General features: G+C 70.8%; 11 protein-coding genes. 6 read left to right on the forward strand and 5 right to left on the reverse strand.

The features are described from left to right. Both KS423_RS18580 and KS423_RS18585 read right to left on the reverse strand, forming a co-directional pair. Positions 1-5,203: LamG-like jellyroll fold domain-containing protein (locus KS423_RS18580; protein ID WP_224280672.1), on the reverse strand; the 5,203-nt coding region annotated here is incomplete at its 3' end. Positions 5,204-5,384: 181 nt separating this feature from the next. Next, on the reverse strand, positions 5,385-5,591 hold the full coding sequence (locus KS423_RS18585) for a hypothetical protein (RefSeq protein WP_224280673.1): 207 nt from the start codon (positions 5,589-5,591) through the stop codon (positions 5,385-5,387). 765 nt (positions 5,592-6,356) lie between these two features. Here KS423_RS18585 and KS423_RS18590 point away from each other — a divergent pair. From KS423_RS18590 to KS423_RS18600, 3 genes are all read left to right on the forward strand, one after another. Continuing rightward, entirely contained in the window at positions 6,357-7,586 is a 1,230-nt protein-coding gene (locus KS423_RS18590) for a hypothetical protein (RefSeq protein ID WP_224280674.1), read from the forward strand. Beyond that, positions 7,570-8,340, forward strand: a complete 771-nt coding sequence (locus KS423_RS18595) for an alpha-ketoglutarate-dependent dioxygenase AlkB (protein WP_224280675.1) — start codon at positions 7,570-7,572, stop codon at positions 8,338-8,340. The genes KS423_RS18590 and KS423_RS18595 overlap by 17 nt, the downstream gene beginning before the upstream one ends. Positions 8,341-8,998: 658 nt before the next feature. Continuing rightward, positions 8,999-10,927 carry an ABC transporter ATP-binding protein gene (locus KS423_RS18600; RefSeq protein ID WP_224280676.1) on the forward strand — a complete coding sequence of 643 codons (1,929 nt, stop codon included), beginning with the start codon at positions 8,999-9,001 and terminating at the stop codon, positions 10,925-10,927. A gap of 333 nt (positions 10,928-11,260) precedes the next feature. Here the strand turns inward: KS423_RS18600 and KS423_RS18605 are convergent, their stop codons facing one another. Further along, positions 11,261-12,352: a DUF5937 family protein gene (locus KS423_RS18605; protein WP_224280677.1), complete on the reverse strand. Its 1,092-nt coding sequence runs from the start codon at positions 12,350-12,352 to the stop codon at positions 11,261-11,263. A gap of 118 nt (positions 12,353-12,470) precedes the next feature. Here KS423_RS18605 and KS423_RS18610 point away from each other — a divergent pair, with 118 nt between their 5' ends. Next, positions 12,471-12,677, forward strand: coding sequence for a hypothetical protein (locus KS423_RS18610; protein ID WP_224280678.1), 207 nt, complete (start codon positions 12,471-12,473; stop codon positions 12,675-12,677). Between the two features lie 425 nt (positions 12,678-13,102). Here KS423_RS18610 and KS423_RS18615 read toward each other — a convergent pair whose 3' ends face one another. Next, positions 13,103-14,155: an alpha/beta hydrolase gene (locus KS423_RS18615; RefSeq protein ID WP_224280679.1), complete on the reverse strand. Its 1,053-nt coding sequence runs from the start codon at positions 14,153-14,155 to the stop codon at positions 13,103-13,105. Between the two features lie 114 nt (positions 14,156-14,269). Here KS423_RS18615 and KS423_RS18620 point away from each other — a divergent pair, with 114 nt between their 5' ends. After that, the gene (locus KS423_RS18620) at positions 14,270-14,875 is read left to right on the forward strand and encodes a TetR/AcrR family transcriptional regulator (protein WP_224280680.1); all 606 of its coding nucleotides are present in this window, start codon (positions 14,270-14,272) and stop codon (positions 14,873-14,875) included. Between the two features lie 78 nt (positions 14,876-14,953). Next, the gene (locus KS423_RS18625) at positions 14,954-15,292 is read left to right on the forward strand and encodes a hypothetical protein (protein WP_224280681.1); all 339 of its coding nucleotides are present in this window, start codon (positions 14,954-14,956) and stop codon (positions 15,290-15,292) included. A gap of 278 nt (positions 15,293-15,570) precedes the next feature. On the opposite strand, the gene KS423_RS18630 is transcribed toward KS423_RS18625, so the two are convergent. Further along, positions 15,571-15,792 (reverse strand): DUF4287 domain-containing protein, encoded by a 222-nt coding sequence (locus KS423_RS18630; RefSeq protein ID WP_224280682.1) that lies wholly within the window; start codon positions 15,790-15,792, stop codon positions 15,571-15,573. Positions 15,793-15,945: the final 153 nt, after the last annotated feature.

A 15,945-nucleotide genomic window follows, 5' to 3' on the forward strand; every position in this document is an offset into this window, starting at 1 on the left:
AGCGGGCGCCGCGCAGCCGGGCCGGGTGCGAGCCGGTGGCGTCGGCCGCGGTGCTGCCCGCGTTCTCCTCGAAGCACCAGTGGGCGACCAGGCCGCGGTCGCGGGCGGTGACGGCGGTGCCGAGCCTGGCGACGTCCCGGGCGGCGCCCCAGATCCGGACCTCGGAGAGCACCCCGGTCAGCTGCTGGACGATGGCGCCCTCGCGGGCACGGCCGAGCTCCAGCGGCGCGTCGTTGCCACGCGGCCCGGGGCCCTCGTAGCGGGCGGCGCCGATCTCCCGGCCGTCCAGGTGGAAGCGGATGTCCTGCCACTCCCGCACGGCGAGCGACTCGACCAGCTCCACGCTCTGGGTGGTCGGCTTGCCGTCGGCCCCGGCTACGGTGATCTGCTTGGTGCCCTTCTGCTCCTGCATCGAGCGGCCGCCCTTGCGGACCACGGCGAGGCGGTGGAACTGCCCGGCCTTCACGCCCTCGGTGGAGGTGAAGCGCACGGCCCGGCCGTCGGGCTCCTCGAAGGCGAACTCCAGCCGCCCGTCCGGCAGGACGGCCAGCCGGTACGGCACGCTGCCGCCGACGCCGTCGGCGGTGCGGCCCTTGGAGAGCAGGCCCTGGGTCTCGCCGAGGCGGTCGACGCGGGCGAACACCTCCAGGGTCAGGTCGTCGGCGATGTCCAGCGCGTCGTCGTCCGGGACTTCGAGGTAGGCGTCGCCGGTCAACTCGACGGCCCAGGACTGCTGGTAGGCCAGCGCGAGGTGGCTCCACTCGCGCAGCGGGAACGTCTCCCGGCTGACCACCCGCCGGTCGCCGACGGCCGCGACGACCCGGTAGCCGCCGTCCGCGACCGGCGAGCGCGCCGGGACGGGGGTGGGCATGCCGCGCAGTTCGGCGTGCCGGCCGTTGCCGGAGCGGTCGGCCAGAGCGGCCTGCGCACCGGGCGCCGGCGCCGAGTACGTCCAGTAGCCGAGCAGCCCGGGCTCGGTGCCGTTCAGCCGTCGCCCCTGGTCGGCCCGCAGTTCGTCGCCCCCGCGTGCCTTGGACCAGAGCCGGACCTCGTCCAGCCGGACGGAGGCGAACTCGCGGGGCCAGCAGACCACCGAGCCCAGCGAGAACCGGCCCTGCCCGCGGTACGGCGCGTTGGCGGTGCGCCGGGCGATCTCCTGGCCGTCCAGGTAGATCACCTGCTGGCGGGTCTCGCGCTGGAAGACGCAGGCCCAGTGGTGCCACTTGGTGTCACCGAACAACTGGGTGGTGTCCAGGTCGTCGCCGTAGAAGGCGAAGGTGAAGCGGCCGTTCGAGCGGAAGCCGATGTGCAGGCTCTCGCCGGCCCGCCCCTGGTCGCCGCTGTGGCCGAGCACGTAGTGCGACCGGCTGTCGATCGTGGTGCGCTGGGCCCAGAACTCCACCGTGAAGTCGCCGTCCCCGAAGCCGAAGGCGCCGGGCACCACGGCGGCGTCGTCCACGCCGTCGAAGACCAGCCCGGAGGCCGCCTGGGTACCGAGCAGGCCGAGGCCGTACGGGGTGTCCCCGGGGTTGGCGTGCAGCAGCCGCACCGGACCCTCGGCCCGCTCCGGGTTGATCCAGGTCTCCAGGGTGAGGTCGCCCGGAGTCACGGCCCGGGGCAGCTGACCGGCGGGCAGGGCGAGGAAGCGGCCCCTGCCGTCGAAGGCGTAGGCGCGGCCCGGCATGTCGGCGCGCCAGCGCCCGCCGTGGCCGCGGACCAGGCCGTCGGCACGGCCGAGGGGCAGCTCCGCCAGGCCGCCCGGGTCGACGGTGATCAGCCGGGAGCCCTCGGCGAGCGTACTGCCGGGCTGCGAGGCCTCGGACCAGCGGTGGTCGTAGCGCACCCGCTGCACGCTCATCCCGGGCTTCAGCAGGGTCAACTCCGCGCCGTTGCCCAGGCGCAGCGACTTCGATCCGGCGGGGTGGCTGCCCTCGAAGCGGAAGCCGTGGCCGCCGACGGTCACGAAGCCGGGGCCGGCCAGCGGGGCGAGGGTGCCCTCGGTGAACTGCACCACGTCGCCGTCGATCCGCAGCACCGTGCCGATCGTCACGGGCTGCTCGGCCGCGCCGTTCACCACGGCGGCGAAGTCCTCGGCCCGGCGCGGTAGGTGGGACCACTTCTCGCTCTGCCCGTCGTGCCGGATCGTCAGGGTGACCTGTGCCGGCCCGTCCCCTGCCTCGACGGTGATCTCGGTCGGGCCGAGGTCGGTGGCCGCGTCCCGGGCCGTGAAGGAGACCGTCCGTCCGCCGGAGGGCAGCTGCCGGGAGGAGCGCAGCACCTGGGTGTCGTAGTAGGCGGCGAAGAACTGGCCGTTGCCGCCCCGGAAGTAGAGCACCACGTTGCCGGTGGCGCTGTCCAGCAGGAAGGGGCGGTCGGCGGCGCGGGCGAAGCCCAGCAGCGCGCCGGAACCGCTCAGCCCGGTGCGGTCGACGGTGAGCTGCGGCACCGGCAGGGCGATGTCGTCGGAGCCGCGCACGCCGCCGGTGAGCCGGCCCAGTTCGTCCTGCTTGGCGGCGAGGCCGGCCTGCTGGGCGGCAAGGTCGCGGCGCAGCTGGCCGAGCCGGTCCTGCTTGATGGCGAGGAGTTCGAGGCGATCGGTGAGTTCGGCGATCTGCCGGTTCAGCCGGTCGGTGGTGGAGTTGGACTTCAGCGAGTTGTCGATCCGTTCCAGGATCAGGACGCCCTCGCCGGAGGCGTTCGCCGCCGAGTAGTCGTACTGGACGATGCGGTCGCCCTGACTGTCCCGGGCGGCGACCAGCCTGCCGCTACGGCGCACCACCAGGCCGTTGCCGTTCCAGGTGTCGAGCGCCAAGTGGGTGGAGTCGTTGTCGGCCTCCCGGTCATACTGGATGATTCGGACGTCGTTGCCGGTCTCACGGCCCGCGACGTTCATGTCGAGTCCGGAGTTGGCGTTCCGGACGAAGTAGCAGGTGACGCCGTTGAGCGTGGTGCCGGTGGGCTCGAAGGTCCAGATCGTCGACGCGGCCTGCTTGTTTGCGGTGCGCACCAGCGGGGCGGCGCCGTCCTTGCGGTCGCCGTCCACGGCGAGGTACTGGACCTTGCCGTCCTTCTGCAGCTTGAACCGCAGCCGGTACCGCCAGTAGGTGACGTCGTTCTCCAACGCGGTCCGCGCTTCCGCGAGTTGACGCTGGACATCCGGGGTCTCGGCGGTCTCCAGCTGCAGGCGGGTGATCTCGGCCTCGGTGGCCGCGATGTCCCGTCCCAGCCTGGCCACCTGGGCGTCCACCTCCCCGGCCGCGTCCACGTTCCCGCTGGACTCCGGAGCGGCCAGCACCGGCAGAGCCAGCTCCTCCGGGACCTGCGCCAGCCGGCCGTCCCGGCCCACCCCCAGGTCCAGGGTGGCGACGTAGGCCTCCTCGGTGGCCGCGCCGGTCACCGGGTCGGGCCCGCCGGTGGTGCAGGCCAGCAGCACCCTGGCCTGGCGCTTGACCGGCTTGGCCGACTGGTCGTAGCCGGCGGGCGTGGCCTCCTGCTGGTGGTGCAGCAGCGTGGACAGGCCGGAGACCACCCGGCGCCCGGTGAAGGCGAAACTGCTCCGGCTCACCGCGGAGTCCTCGCCGACCGGGGCCTCGGAGGTGACCCAGGCGGGACCACCGCTCAGCGTGGCGTGCCGGGCGTGCTCGGTCTGGTCGTGCAGCGTGGTGCCGGAGCCCTCGTCGAAGCGGTAGTAGGCGGCCAGGCCCGGCTCGTTGCCGATCAGGCGGCGGCCCCGGTCGGCGGCGATCTCGCTGCCGCTGCGCGGGCGGTGCCAGATCCGGACCTCGTCCAGCTCGCCGCGCCCGTACGAACGGGCACCGTGTCCCAGGGTGAGCCCGCCGAGGCCGGCGTAGGCCATGTCCGTGGTGCGGCGGCCGAGTTCGACGCCGTCGCGGTAGACGATCTGCTCGCGGGTGTCCCGGACGAAGACGCAGGCCCAGTGGTGCCAGTCGGTGTCCGTGATGGGCTGCGGGATGTCCAGGTCGTCGTGGAAGAAGGCGAAGGTGAAGGTGTCGTCCGGGCGGAAGCCGATGTGCAGGGTGCGCAGCCGGACCCCCTTGGAGGCGCCGTGGCCGATCAGGAAGTCCTCGCGGCCGCCGGTGGCCGTGCGCCGGGCCCAGAACTCGACCGTGAAATCGCGGTCGGCCAGGTCGAGGGCGCTGCTCGGCAGCTCGGCCACGTCGTCCACGCCGTCGAAGCGCAGTGCCGTCCCGGCCCGCCCGCCCTCGCCCGCCGCCGGCACCAGCGGACGGCCCGTGAACGGGCAGGTGCCGGGCGCGCTCTCGTAGACGGCGTCCCGGTAGCGCGGGTCGGGGCTGGTCCAGGCCTGGGTGCCCTGGGTGTTGAACAGGCCGTCCCGGCCGCGCTCGACGCTGAAGCCGTCGATCCGGCCGGTGGCGTCGTTGTGCGCGAAGATCTGCCAGCGCTCCCGCCCGTGGACCGCGGTGGGCACCAGCAGGGCGGTGAAGCGGCCGCCGGAGAGGTTGCGGACGAAGGACAGCTCCTGGGTCGGCTCGACGAACGGCCGTCCCTCCATGTCCTGGGTGCCGAGGCTGTCCTTGGCGGAGTCCGGGCGGCCCTTGTGCCGGCTGCGCCGGTAGCGGACCTCCAGCACCGGCTTCAACTCGCCGCCGGCCAGCACGAACCGGTCGCGCAGCAGGGTGGCGTCGACCACCGCGAGCTTGGCCTCGCCGTCCTTGGCCAGGTAGTCGGTGCGGGCCGGGTCGCCCGAGGAACCGGTGCCGTCGGCGAGCCGGAACACCGCGTCCGGGTGGTCGGCGCGCACCGACTGGCGCAGCACGTACAGGTGGGTGCCGTCGGACAGGACGTGGAAGGGGGCGGCGGCGCCGAGCCTGGCCGTGCTCGACAGGAAACGGTCCAGTTCCTGCTCGTCCAGCCGCTCCGCCGCGTCCGCCTCGACCCGGCCGCCGCGCTTGACGACGGGCATCCGCACCGTGCCCGCCACCGCGTAGCCGACCCGCGCCACCTCCGCCGGGAAGCGCAGCGGCAACGGGTCCTCCGACCAGTACGCCGTGTCGGCCTCGCCCTTCGCCTCGTCGTGCTGCGACAGGTCCAGCACGCTGTAGACGATCCGCCGCTGGTCGTCCATCGCGAACGCGACCGTACTTCCCTGGTGCCGCACGGTCGTGGTGTGCACGTAGGCGCGGTCGCTGTAGACCTTCGCCAGGTGCTGCGTCTCCGTCAAGCTGTCACCTCACACCCGGTGTCCGCGGAGCTACCGACGGCCACACGATCAACACAGAACGTGCCCACGGTTTCACTGGTTGTGACCGCCGATCAAGACACTTTCGCGCCAGGGGACATCGGCGATCCCGCCATTCGCCCGGGCCTCCCCGGACTGCCGAGTCGGATCGCCGGGTCCGGGGTCAGCTCCTCTCGCCGTCGGCCCAGGTGATGTATTCCTGGTCGATGAAGTAGCGGCCGTCGAAGCAGAGGAAGACCTTGGACGTGGTGTCGTTGTCGCTCATCCAGGTCTTGTTCCACTGCACGACGGTGCCGGCGCCGTCACGCGTGGGGAAGTAGAGGCCCTCGCGGCGTTCGGGCTGGTTGTGGAAGCCGTGCCCGTTGGACATCCGGTACGGCGTGCGGACGAGGGCGCCGCTGCCGCCGACGCGGTCGTAGAGGGGGGCGGGGAAGTTGGTGTGGGCGACGAGCTTCGGCGGGACGCAGTGGACGTCGACCTCGTCGCCGTCGACGTAGCGGGGACGGAACTGGACGCCGTCAACAAGGACTGGGAGACCGTCGGCGTCCTCTGAACTCTTCCCCTCCCTCGGCAGAGCACGGATCTGGCACGACAGGCCTGAATTGGTCCGGACAACACGAAAGCCTCAGGCCGCTGGCCTGGGGCTTTACTGCTGGAGCGGGCGACGAGAATCGAACTCGCGCTCCAAGCTTGGGAAGCTGGGTGTTGAAAGCCGTGTCGACGGCGGGTAGTTCGGTCTTGGGCGGGCGTTCGATCGGGACGAGTTCGATGCCGTCGAATCCGACGTAGCCGAGGTCGGCCACCGTGGGGAATCCGCGGTCGGGCTGACACCGAAGACCGCACCCGCGAGCCTGCGTGAGGTTCTTGTGCATCAGGCGGACCACCGGCATCACTGGCTGGTCGGCCCGATCGCCGCGGGCCGCCCGTCCGGCCTCACGACCTCGCCGAGCAGTTCCGCGCACCGCCCGTACAGCAGAACCCGTTGCCCGCTGTCGAGCCCCCGTGAGAGCATCAAGGTTCAACGGTCCGTCTTCTTTCGTTCACGCTTCGCGACGTGAATGAAAAAGTGCGGACCGTTGCCATGTCAACTGTTTTGAGCAATTCACCAAGGTCTGCGAATGGCAGGTACCGTTTGATGTGGGCGACAGAGCTGACAGAAGCCTGCATCGAGGATGCGGGCAACATCTTGGTTGCGCCTTCGATGCTGCAGGATCATGGCTTGATCAGGGACTTCTTCGGGTCCACAATCACGCCGGAGGACCTTGCTTCTGATTCGCCCGACCTCGCGCAGAAGACCGTCTACCTGTGTGGCGATATATCCGGGATCAGTGGCCGCCAGCTGCGTGCGGCTGCCCGGGTATTCGTTGTCCGGGAGCTGTCGCACGGTTACCACGAGGACGTCGACAAGCCTTGGACCCTCGTCGACCTCGGCCGAGTTCCCATCCGCGTACACGGCGTCGGCGTGTACTACCGCCGCTTTTTCGGACTCGGCGCCGATCACTTCGGACGGATCCGTGCGGAGCACGCGTTCCAGTCCCTGACGGAGTCCACCAAACCTGGAACGGCCCATCGCAGCGGAATCTATCTGACGCCCGTCACGCGAAACGGTAACGAACTGCATTTCCGCCTGCTCCGGTGCTCCACGAATCTCTCGGGGCCGACCGAGAGTTTTCGCCCGACCGACACACGCATCGTCGAGGCTCTGAACCGCGAGGCCGCTGCCGTCTTCCGGAACCAGGCACCGCTGAATCACGTCCTCGCCCAGATCTACCACAACACCCTTGCCACGGCCGAGCGCAAGCAGTCCAAGGCCAAGATCTCGGCCCATGCCGACAAGACCAAGGACATGCCCGCCAATGGCATCATGGCCTTCTGCACCTTCTATGACCGGCTCGACAAGCTGCAGCCCCTGGCCGAAGACGCCTTCGACCATGGCGTGAAGGGTGCCAGCGGGCTGACCAAACTCCACTTTCGCCTCAAGGAGCCGACCGAAGGACGCGACGGGGTCGCGCTCCCCGCGCAGTTCACCCTGACGCTCTACCCCGGCTCCGTGTTCTTCATGCCGCTGTCCACCAACCGCCTGTATACGCATGAAATCCGGCCCCCGTCATTGGACGCCGAGTTTCTCCCGACCCGCCTGGGATACGTGGTGCGCTGTTCGAGCGCCGAAGCCGTTCACAAGAACGGCCACACGTTCCTCAAGGTGGCCGGAGACGTGGTGAAGCTGGGGCCACCCACACCGGCCGGCATGGACGAGCTGCGCAGGCTGTACGCCGAGGAGAACAGGACCTCGTCCTTCGTTGATTACGGCGAAAAATTTCTCTTCAGTATGAACACGGGAGACTACCTTGCCCCCCGAATCTAGGATCTCGGACGAGATCCTCTCGTGCGCTCTGCCGGCCGAGGAGAATCTCTTCGCGGAGCTGTCCGCGTCGGCTCGTTTGGAAGACGTAGGAAAAGGCCGGCGAGGCGCCACGCTTACCAGGGTCGACGAGGCGGGTGGTGTGCCTCTCGTGCGTACTACCACTCGGTACAGCAGCCCGACGCAGCGCTTCCGGGCGGTTCACGAACGGCTGGCGCAACAGATTCAAGAACGTGCGGCGCTTTCGGTCGGCTTCAACAACGCTCTCATCGAGACCTACACGAACGCCTACACGACCATGGGCAGCCATTCCGACCAGGCCCTCGATCTGGCTGACGAGTCGTTTATCGCCGTCTTCTCCTGCTACCAACATCCCGAGGCGGGCCCGCCGAGGAAGCTGATCTTCGAGTCGAAGGGGTCCGGTGGCGAGAGGTTCGAGATCCCCCTCGCCCACAACAGTATCGTCGCGTTTTCTGTCGACTCGAATCGGCGGCTCAGGCACAAAATCGTATTGGACAAGCCCGTCCAGGCGGCGGACAACCAATGGTTGGGCGTAACCTTTCGGGTGTCGAAGACCTTCGTCCGGTTTCGCGACGGACATGCATACCTCCCGCAGGGTGCCCGCCTCATGTCGGCCGACGACGAGCAGAGGCACGAGTTTTACCGACTGCGGCGCCGTGAGAACAGTGAAACGGACTTCGTCTATCCCCTGCTGACGTACACCATCAGCGAGAGCGATCTGATGCCGCCCGTCTGACCTTGAGGGGTTTTTGACAACCCTCCGGGTCGACGGAGTTCCGGAAACGTGACAGGCGCGGCCTTCCCGGACTGTGGAGCCCTCGACGCCCCGGTGTCGGTGGTGGTGGGGTGGTGTCAGTGGAGACGCATCCCCGCACTCCGCCACCACGGCCCGCCCTCGATGCCTCCACCCCGGACACGCCTGCCGCCCGAAACCTCGCGCTGCGCCTGACCAGCCGAACGGGTGAATCCAGCGACGGCTACGCACTGCGCGGCCTCCTCGCCCACCTGAGCACCCGTGACCGCCTCGGGCTCGACCGGACAGCCGCACTCGAACGCGCTCTCGCCGCCTGCACACTGGGCTCCGGCACCCGGCCCGCCCCCTCCGCGAGCACCCGGAGGCAGCTGTGGGCAGCGCCTCAAGGGTGCTCGAAAACCCCCAGTTCGACCCGGGCTCGCCCAGTGGTAATCCGCTTGAACAGCACACTCGAACAACCTCATCATCAGACGCTCACCGCCTGTGAAGAAGCCCCAACTCGGCCTTGCTGATGCCCACTTGGGCCTCCCCATCCTGCCGATGCGGCGGCTTCACATGCCCGCGCACTGTCCGTGTCTGGAGGAGCTGTGGTGAACACCCCCGTCGTGATGGTCGGCGACCCGTACAAGGAGGTGAACGCATGAGTGCCACGACCCCATCAGCCGAGGCCGTCGACGAGGAACTGCAGTGGCTCGCCGACGGTCGCCGCATCGAGGCGATCGAAGCGATCAGCGTCAGCGCGATGGCCCGCCGCCTGCCCGCGCTCGTCGTCCGCGCGTTCCGCCTCGGCTGGCGCATCGACCGTACCTCCGTCGCGCTGCTCCTGACCTGCCAGGCCGTGTCCGCGATGCTAGGTGCGGCCGGCCTGTTCGCGACCACCGGCACGATCTCGGCGCTGTTCGGCCCGGGCCAGACCGGCGACAAGCTCGCCCACGCGGCGCCGTCGATCCTCGTGATCGCGGCGGCGGCCGGCGCCCGCTCCCTGCTGGGCATCACGATCCGGACCATCACCATCCACCTGTCGCCGCGCATCTCCCGCGAGGCGGAAGCCGCGGTGCTGCGCGCCACCGTGGCGGCCGAACTGACCGCCTACGACCACGCCGGCTACAACGACGAGCTGGAAGCCGCCGACCGTGGCGCCGAGGTCTGTGTGGACATCGTCGGGGAGGCGCAGAACCTGCTCGCCTCCCTCGCCTCGCTCCTTGCCGCGGCCGGCGTGCTGACCGTGCTCCACCCCGCCCTCCTGCCGCTGCTGGTGCTCGCGGCGCTGCCCCAGGGAATCGCTTCGGTGCACGCCGCCCGGGTGCAGTTCCTGGCGAACCGGGCCGCGGCCGGCGACCGCCGGATCATGGCGAACCTGCGCTGGTACATCCACCTCAAGCGCAACGCGGACCAGGTCCGCTCCGACACCATGGGCGAGTTCCTGCTCACCAAGTACGACCAGGTCGGTCGGCGGCTGGACGCCAGCTCCCGGCGGGCGGCGATGAAGAGCGCCCGGGTCTCGGTGATCGGGGCCGCCGCGTCCGGCCTCGGCAGCGCGGTGGTGTGGGCGGCGATGCTGTGGCTGGTCAGCACCGGCCGGATGAGCCTGCCGCGCGGCGGCGCGGCCGTGTTCGCCCTGACCGCGGTCGGCACCAGCCTGCGCGGCATCGTCGGCTACGGCGCGGACCTCTTCCGCACCGGCATGTACCTGGACGACTGGTCGAGCTTCCTCGACACCGCCGGCGGCCACCGGCCCGAGCGCGGCACCGAAGCTCCCGAGGCACCGCGGCGAATCGCGGTGGAGAACCTCGGATACGCCTACCCCGCCTCCGAGCGCAAGGCGCTGGACGGGGTGAACCTGCACGTCGAACGGGGCGAGATCCTGGCCCTGGTGGGGGAGAACGGATCCGGCAAGACCACCCTCTCCAAGCTTCTGGCAGGGCTGTACCTGCCCGATGCCGGATCAGTGCGGTGGGACGGGCGCGACACCCGTGACCTCGACCCGCACGCCCTGTGGCGCCAGGTCGCCGTGGTCCCGCAGGACTACGCGCGCTGGCCGCTGACCTGCCGCGAGAACATCACGCTGGGTCAGCCCACCGCCGAGGGCGACGCGGCGGTGCTTCGCGCCGCCGACGTCTCCGGGGCGGCCGATGTCGTCGCCAGGCTCCGCCGGGGCCTGTCCACCCTGCTGGCGGTGGAGTGGATGGGCGGCGAGGAACTGTCCGGCGGCCAGTGGCAGCGCCTGGCCATCGCCCGGGCGTTCCACCGTGAGGCCGGACTGCTCGTCCTGGACGAGCCGACGGCCGCCCTCGACCCGCGCGCCGAGCACAGGATCTTCCAGAACCTGCGGGCGGTCGCGCAGGAACGGGCGGTCGTCCTGGTCACCCACCGACTCACCAACGTGGCCGTTGCCGACCGGATCGTGGTCCTCGAAGACGGAAAGGTCCTCCAGGAGGGCACGTTCGCCGAGCTGGTCGCCGACGAGGCAGGCCGCTTCAGGGAACTGTGGGACCTGCAGAACGAGCGCACCGGCCTCCCGGCCCAACGGACCCGGCCGGTCCAAGACCACGGGGAGCCCGACCGGTGATCGACTTCCAGGTGCAGACCGGCCCGCCGGTCGGGCGGGCCGCGGAGATGTCACCGTCACGCTCCTGGAGCCTGAGCTCCAGTTCCGCAGGCATGGCATCGCTCGGCTGGAGGCGTCCTCGGCGGAGCGCAGGCCGGCGGAGCACCTCTCCTCGATCCGGCCGACCTTCCGGACCGCGAGGACGGTGATCGAGGTGGCGAAGAACAGGCCGACGACGGCGAAGCCGATGAGATTGCGGTCCACTCCGCCGATCCGGTTCCAGCAGGCTGGTTCGCCAGACCTGGGCATCGCCGGGTTCGGCCTGTTCGACTGATCTGCCTCGACCGGCCGTCCTTACCGCAGCACGGACTCCAGGAAGTCGCTGCCGAGCCGGGTCACGACCGAGAGGTCGAGCTGGTTGAGGACGTAGCGGCCCCGGCGCCGGGTGATGAGCAGCCCGGCCTTCTTCAGGACGGCGAGGTGGCGGGAGACTTCGGGGGCGGTGATGCCGTACGCGTCGGCCAGTTCGTTCGTCGTGTACGCGCCGCGCGCGAGGTTGCGGCACAGGTTCATCCGCATGGGATGGGTCAGCGCGTCCAGGCGCAGCTTGACCGTCTCCACGGGCTCGGTGCCGCCGACCTCGTGGGTGGAGACCGGGTACTGGATCACGGGCTGCCAGCCCGGTCCGTACAGGGTGAAGAGGTGTGGCCAGCCGAAGATGCTCGGCAGGAGCGTGACGGCGGTGCCGCGGGCGTCGGTGCGGCCGTGGAGCAGTTTGTCGACGACGATGCGCCTGCCGTGTTCGTCCTCCTCCAGGCTCAGTGCCGGTGACGCTGCCGTGAGTGCTTCCGCCAGGCCCTTGCGGCGCAGGAGCTCGGTCTTGTGCTGGGCGTCGGCGGTGAGCTGGACACGGACGCGGCGCCAGGTGTCGGCGAAGAACGCCTGGTCGCAGTCCTCCAGAAGCCGTCGTATCCATGCGCGCGTGGCGGTGGGATCGGCGAGCATCCGCTCGACGAACGCCGCCTGGCGTGGGCCGCGGGCCGCCGCCAGGTCGAGTGCGCGGCGTCGCGACCAGTCGTCGACCAGCGGCGACGGCAGGCCCTTGGGGTAGTAATTGGTGCTGCAGGAGATCTCCAGGGCCGTGCCGACGAACTTCTCGTCGTCCATGCGGTCGAGGTCGTCCAACTCCTCGGCGAGGGTCTCCCGCGGCCGGGCCGGCATCAGGAAGTCGGAGCGCGTCGACCGCCACATGAAGTCGGCCTCCAGCAGCCGTTCGGCCAGCTCCGGCCCGAGCGCGGCGGAGGTCGTCGTCGTCCACGCGTGCAGCCGGGCGTGGTGAGCGGGCTCGGCCAGCGCGTGCAGCGCGTTGCCGAGCTCGGCCAGCGGCGAGGGGCAGAAGGTGATCCGCTCGTGCGGCAGTCCGGTGATGTCGATGGTCACGCTCACCCCATCCATGGTGCCGGGCCCCTCTTGCGCCCGGCCGGGCGGGGGGCACCGCCGTGTCATTTGACGGGGGTCGTCAATCGGCGGGACGCACGGGGCGGCCGGGGTACATGGTGGGCGCATGAACGCCCTGCACCAGCACCTCCTCGACAGTCACCGGGCCGCCCAGCACGGCGAACCGGCCCCGCCCGCCCCCGGTACCCACGACGTCGCGGTGCTGCGGGCAGCCCGCGACCACCGCCGCTTCGAAGCCGTCCTCGCCGGCCGCCCGACCACGGGCCGCCTCCGCCTGGCCCTCCGCCGCTGGCTGAACCCCGGGGCCTGTTAGTGTCCTGCGCCGGTGGTTCGTCGTCAGTCGGTGTGTGACTTCTGCTGCTGCGCCCGCCGGGTGGCGGTGGGACGAACCGGACCGGTCGGATCGAGGGCAGAGGTTCGACGGCGGCATGACGACGGCCGGGGGCAGCCCGGCGCCGGGACCCGAGGGCCGTCGTCACGGTGCGGTGAGCACCGACACGGCGTTCATTCTGACCGGGGCCGTCCGGGCGAGCGGCCCGGATCGGCTTGAGCGCGGCGAGGATGTTCACCGAGCCCTTGCGGCGCCGGTTGACGCCCCACAGGGTGTCATCGCCGATCGAGCGTCGGCAGGGACGCTCACCCGTGCCCGGCTGCTCGGCCGAAGCAGCCGGGCAGACGAAGCCCATCGCCGTCCTGAACCGCCTGCCACGGTGAGCTGTCCGTGGCAGGAGTGCCGGATCAGCCGATCAGGGTGTCCTTCAGCCATGGGGTGATCACGGCCATCGCCTCGCCGAAGCGCGAGATGGCGCAGTGGCCGGTGTCCGGGATCAGTTCGACCCGGGTGTCCCGGCGGCCCTCGAACACCAGGGTGTCGTCCATGGGGATGTGGACGTCCTCAGTGCCGTTGACCACCAGCATCGGCCCGTTGGCGTCCCGGTCCAGCAGCGGGCGCAGGTCGAAGGCCGCGAAGGCTTCCTCGCGCTCGGCCGTGCTCGGCATGGCGTCGAAGCCCAGGGCGTTGCCGACGATGCCGTCCATGCCGAAGGCGAAGCCGCGGCCCGGGGCGAAGGAGCGCTCCACCGGGCCGCCGAGCACCACGGAGGCGTCCACCGCGCCGGTCAGTCCGTTGCGGGCGGAGTAGTAGCCGCCCATCGAGATGCCGAAGTGGCCGACCCTCCCGTTGCCGGCCGCGCGGGCGAAGGAGACCAGTCCGGCGATCACCTCGGCCCCGCCGTCCGGGGTCATCGGCAGGTGGGCGGTCTCGCCGGTGCCGGGGAGGTCGAACAGCAGGAGTCGTGCCGGCAGGGCGAACGCGAGCTGCTCCCACATGCCGTGCAGGTCGGTCTTCCAGGAGTCCACGCCGCCGCTGGCCAGCACGATCGGCGCGTCGGCGGACAGGCCCGGGGCGGCGATGAGGTGGATCGGGAGGGTGGCGTCGCCGCCGCGGTACGGGACGGTGAGCGTGCGGCGCTCGAACTCCACCGGGAAGCCGGGGGCGGCGAGGACGTACTGCTCGACCTGGCGGGCGAGCGCGGTTCGCTTCGGGTCGTCGGCAAGCGAGGGGAACTTGGCCCAGCCGTACGCCTGCGCGGCCAGAAGGTGGCGCCCGGCCTCGGCGTGCCGGGCGGCGAGGGCGGACCACTCGTACACCCAGCTGCCGGGCCGGTCGGGCCACATCTCGGTGACGGCGGCGCGGACCGCGTCCACCTCGTCGGCGGGGAGGCCGAGGGTCATCTGCGGGTAGCGCTCGACGAACAGGTCCCGCGGGTCCAGGGGCCAGGTGAAGGACATGGTGGTACCTCCTGCTGTGCTTAAAGCCGGAACTCTTGCATTAGTGACTATGCGCCCGTGCGGGGCTTAACGCAAGAACACCTGCGTTAAAGTAAGGGTCGAGGTGATCGACACATGACCGAGGAAGAACCGAAGCCGATCCGCCGCCGCCCTGGCGGCCGCGCCACGCGCGTCCGCCAGGCCGTTCTGGCGGCCGCCATGGAGGTGCTGGCCGAGGAGGGCATCGCCCGGCTCAGCATCGCCGGGGTCGCGGCCCGTGCGGGAGTCAACGAGACCACGGTGTACCGGCGTTGGGGCAGCCGGGAGAAGCTCGTGCTGGACGCCATGCTCGCCGGAAGCGACGAGGGGATCCCCGTCCCCGACACCGGAGCCGTCCGCACCGACCTGGCGGCCTTCGCCCGCGCGCTGGCCGGATACCTCGCCACCCCCGCCGGCCGTGCCGTCGCCCGGGCGGCCTCGCTCAGCTCCGACGACCCCGACCTCGCCGAGGCCTGGCAGACCTTCTGGCAGTCCCGCCTCGACCAGGCCGGCGCCATCGTCAGCCGGGCCGTCGAACGGGGGGAACTCCCGACGGACACCGACACGGCCCTGGCGCTGGAGCTGCTCTGCTCCCCGCTCCAGACCCGCTCCCTGCTCGGCCACCGCCCGATCGAGCCGGACCTGCCGGAGCGGTTGACGGACATGGTGCTGGACGGCCTGAGGGGAGGGGCCAGGGACTGACCCTCGGGCCCCAGGGGGAGCGACCCCTCCTGAGTAGCACCATCGCCAAGGGCCCCACGCAACTGCAAGGCGCCGGACATGACCGACAGGCCCATGCTCATCCTCATCGCCGGCCCCTACCGCTCCGGCGCCGGTGGCGACCGCCGGTCCGGGCGAGCGGAGGGGCGTTCCGCCCCACCCGACCGGGTCGCGCGCTGGAAAGTCGAACAAGTCGCCTGCGGCGCAGCGGAGTTCGACTACCATCAGTGGTTCGGCCAGGGAGGGGAGGTCGCGATGACCCATGCGGGTGAGCTCCGGCTCGCGGACGGCAGCGGGATCTGGGTGGAGGTCTCGGACGGGGACGACTCGGGGTTCGCCTCGGAGGCCAACTTCACCGTCAGCGTGGAGTGGCGGCCCCGCAGCGGGGACCGGGCTTGAGCCTGGCGGTGACACCACCTTCCGGGGACGAGGCCCTGACCGAGGGCCTGGTCCGCATCCGCTCCCGGTCCGGCGAGGTGGTGGGCGCCGGGTTCATGATCGACGCCGACGTCGTCTGTACCTGCGCCCACGTCGTCGCGCCATGCTTGTGCTCTTCGCATGTACGCAAATATCGCGATTGATACCGCAGGCAAGGATTCCGGCCGGACCAGCCACGACAAGCGACGAGGCCACAGCCCAGGAGCCGAAGCCTCGTCATGGTGGGCACCGCTGCCGTACTACTCCGCGTCCTCGTCGAGCGTGTGCTTGACGAGGGCGTTCGCGTGCCCGTGGCCGAGTCCGTGCTCCTCCTTCAGCCAGGTGACCAGCTCCGTGTGCCTGGTCAGCGGCGAGGAGCGGATCAGCTCCTTCCAGTGGGAGATCGGCTGCCCGTACTTCTTCTCGATGGACGGGAAGTAGCTGGCGGGGCCCTTGACGGCGGGGGTCGGCGTGTTCGTCATGCTCATAGGACCGGCGGCGGGCCGGAAACTCATCGGCCGTCGTGTGTGAGCCGCATCACGTCCGGGTGCGGGCCCGCTGTCGCCCGCCCGCCGTCGGCCGGCCCCGCGGCCTTCCGGGCCAGGGGCGCAGATCGGCCACTCCGCGCGGCCTGC

The organism is Streptomyces sp. LS1784, from assembly GCF_020103755.1.
Classification (GTDB): Bacteria; Actinomycetota; Actinomycetes; order Streptomycetales; family Streptomycetaceae; genus Kitasatospora.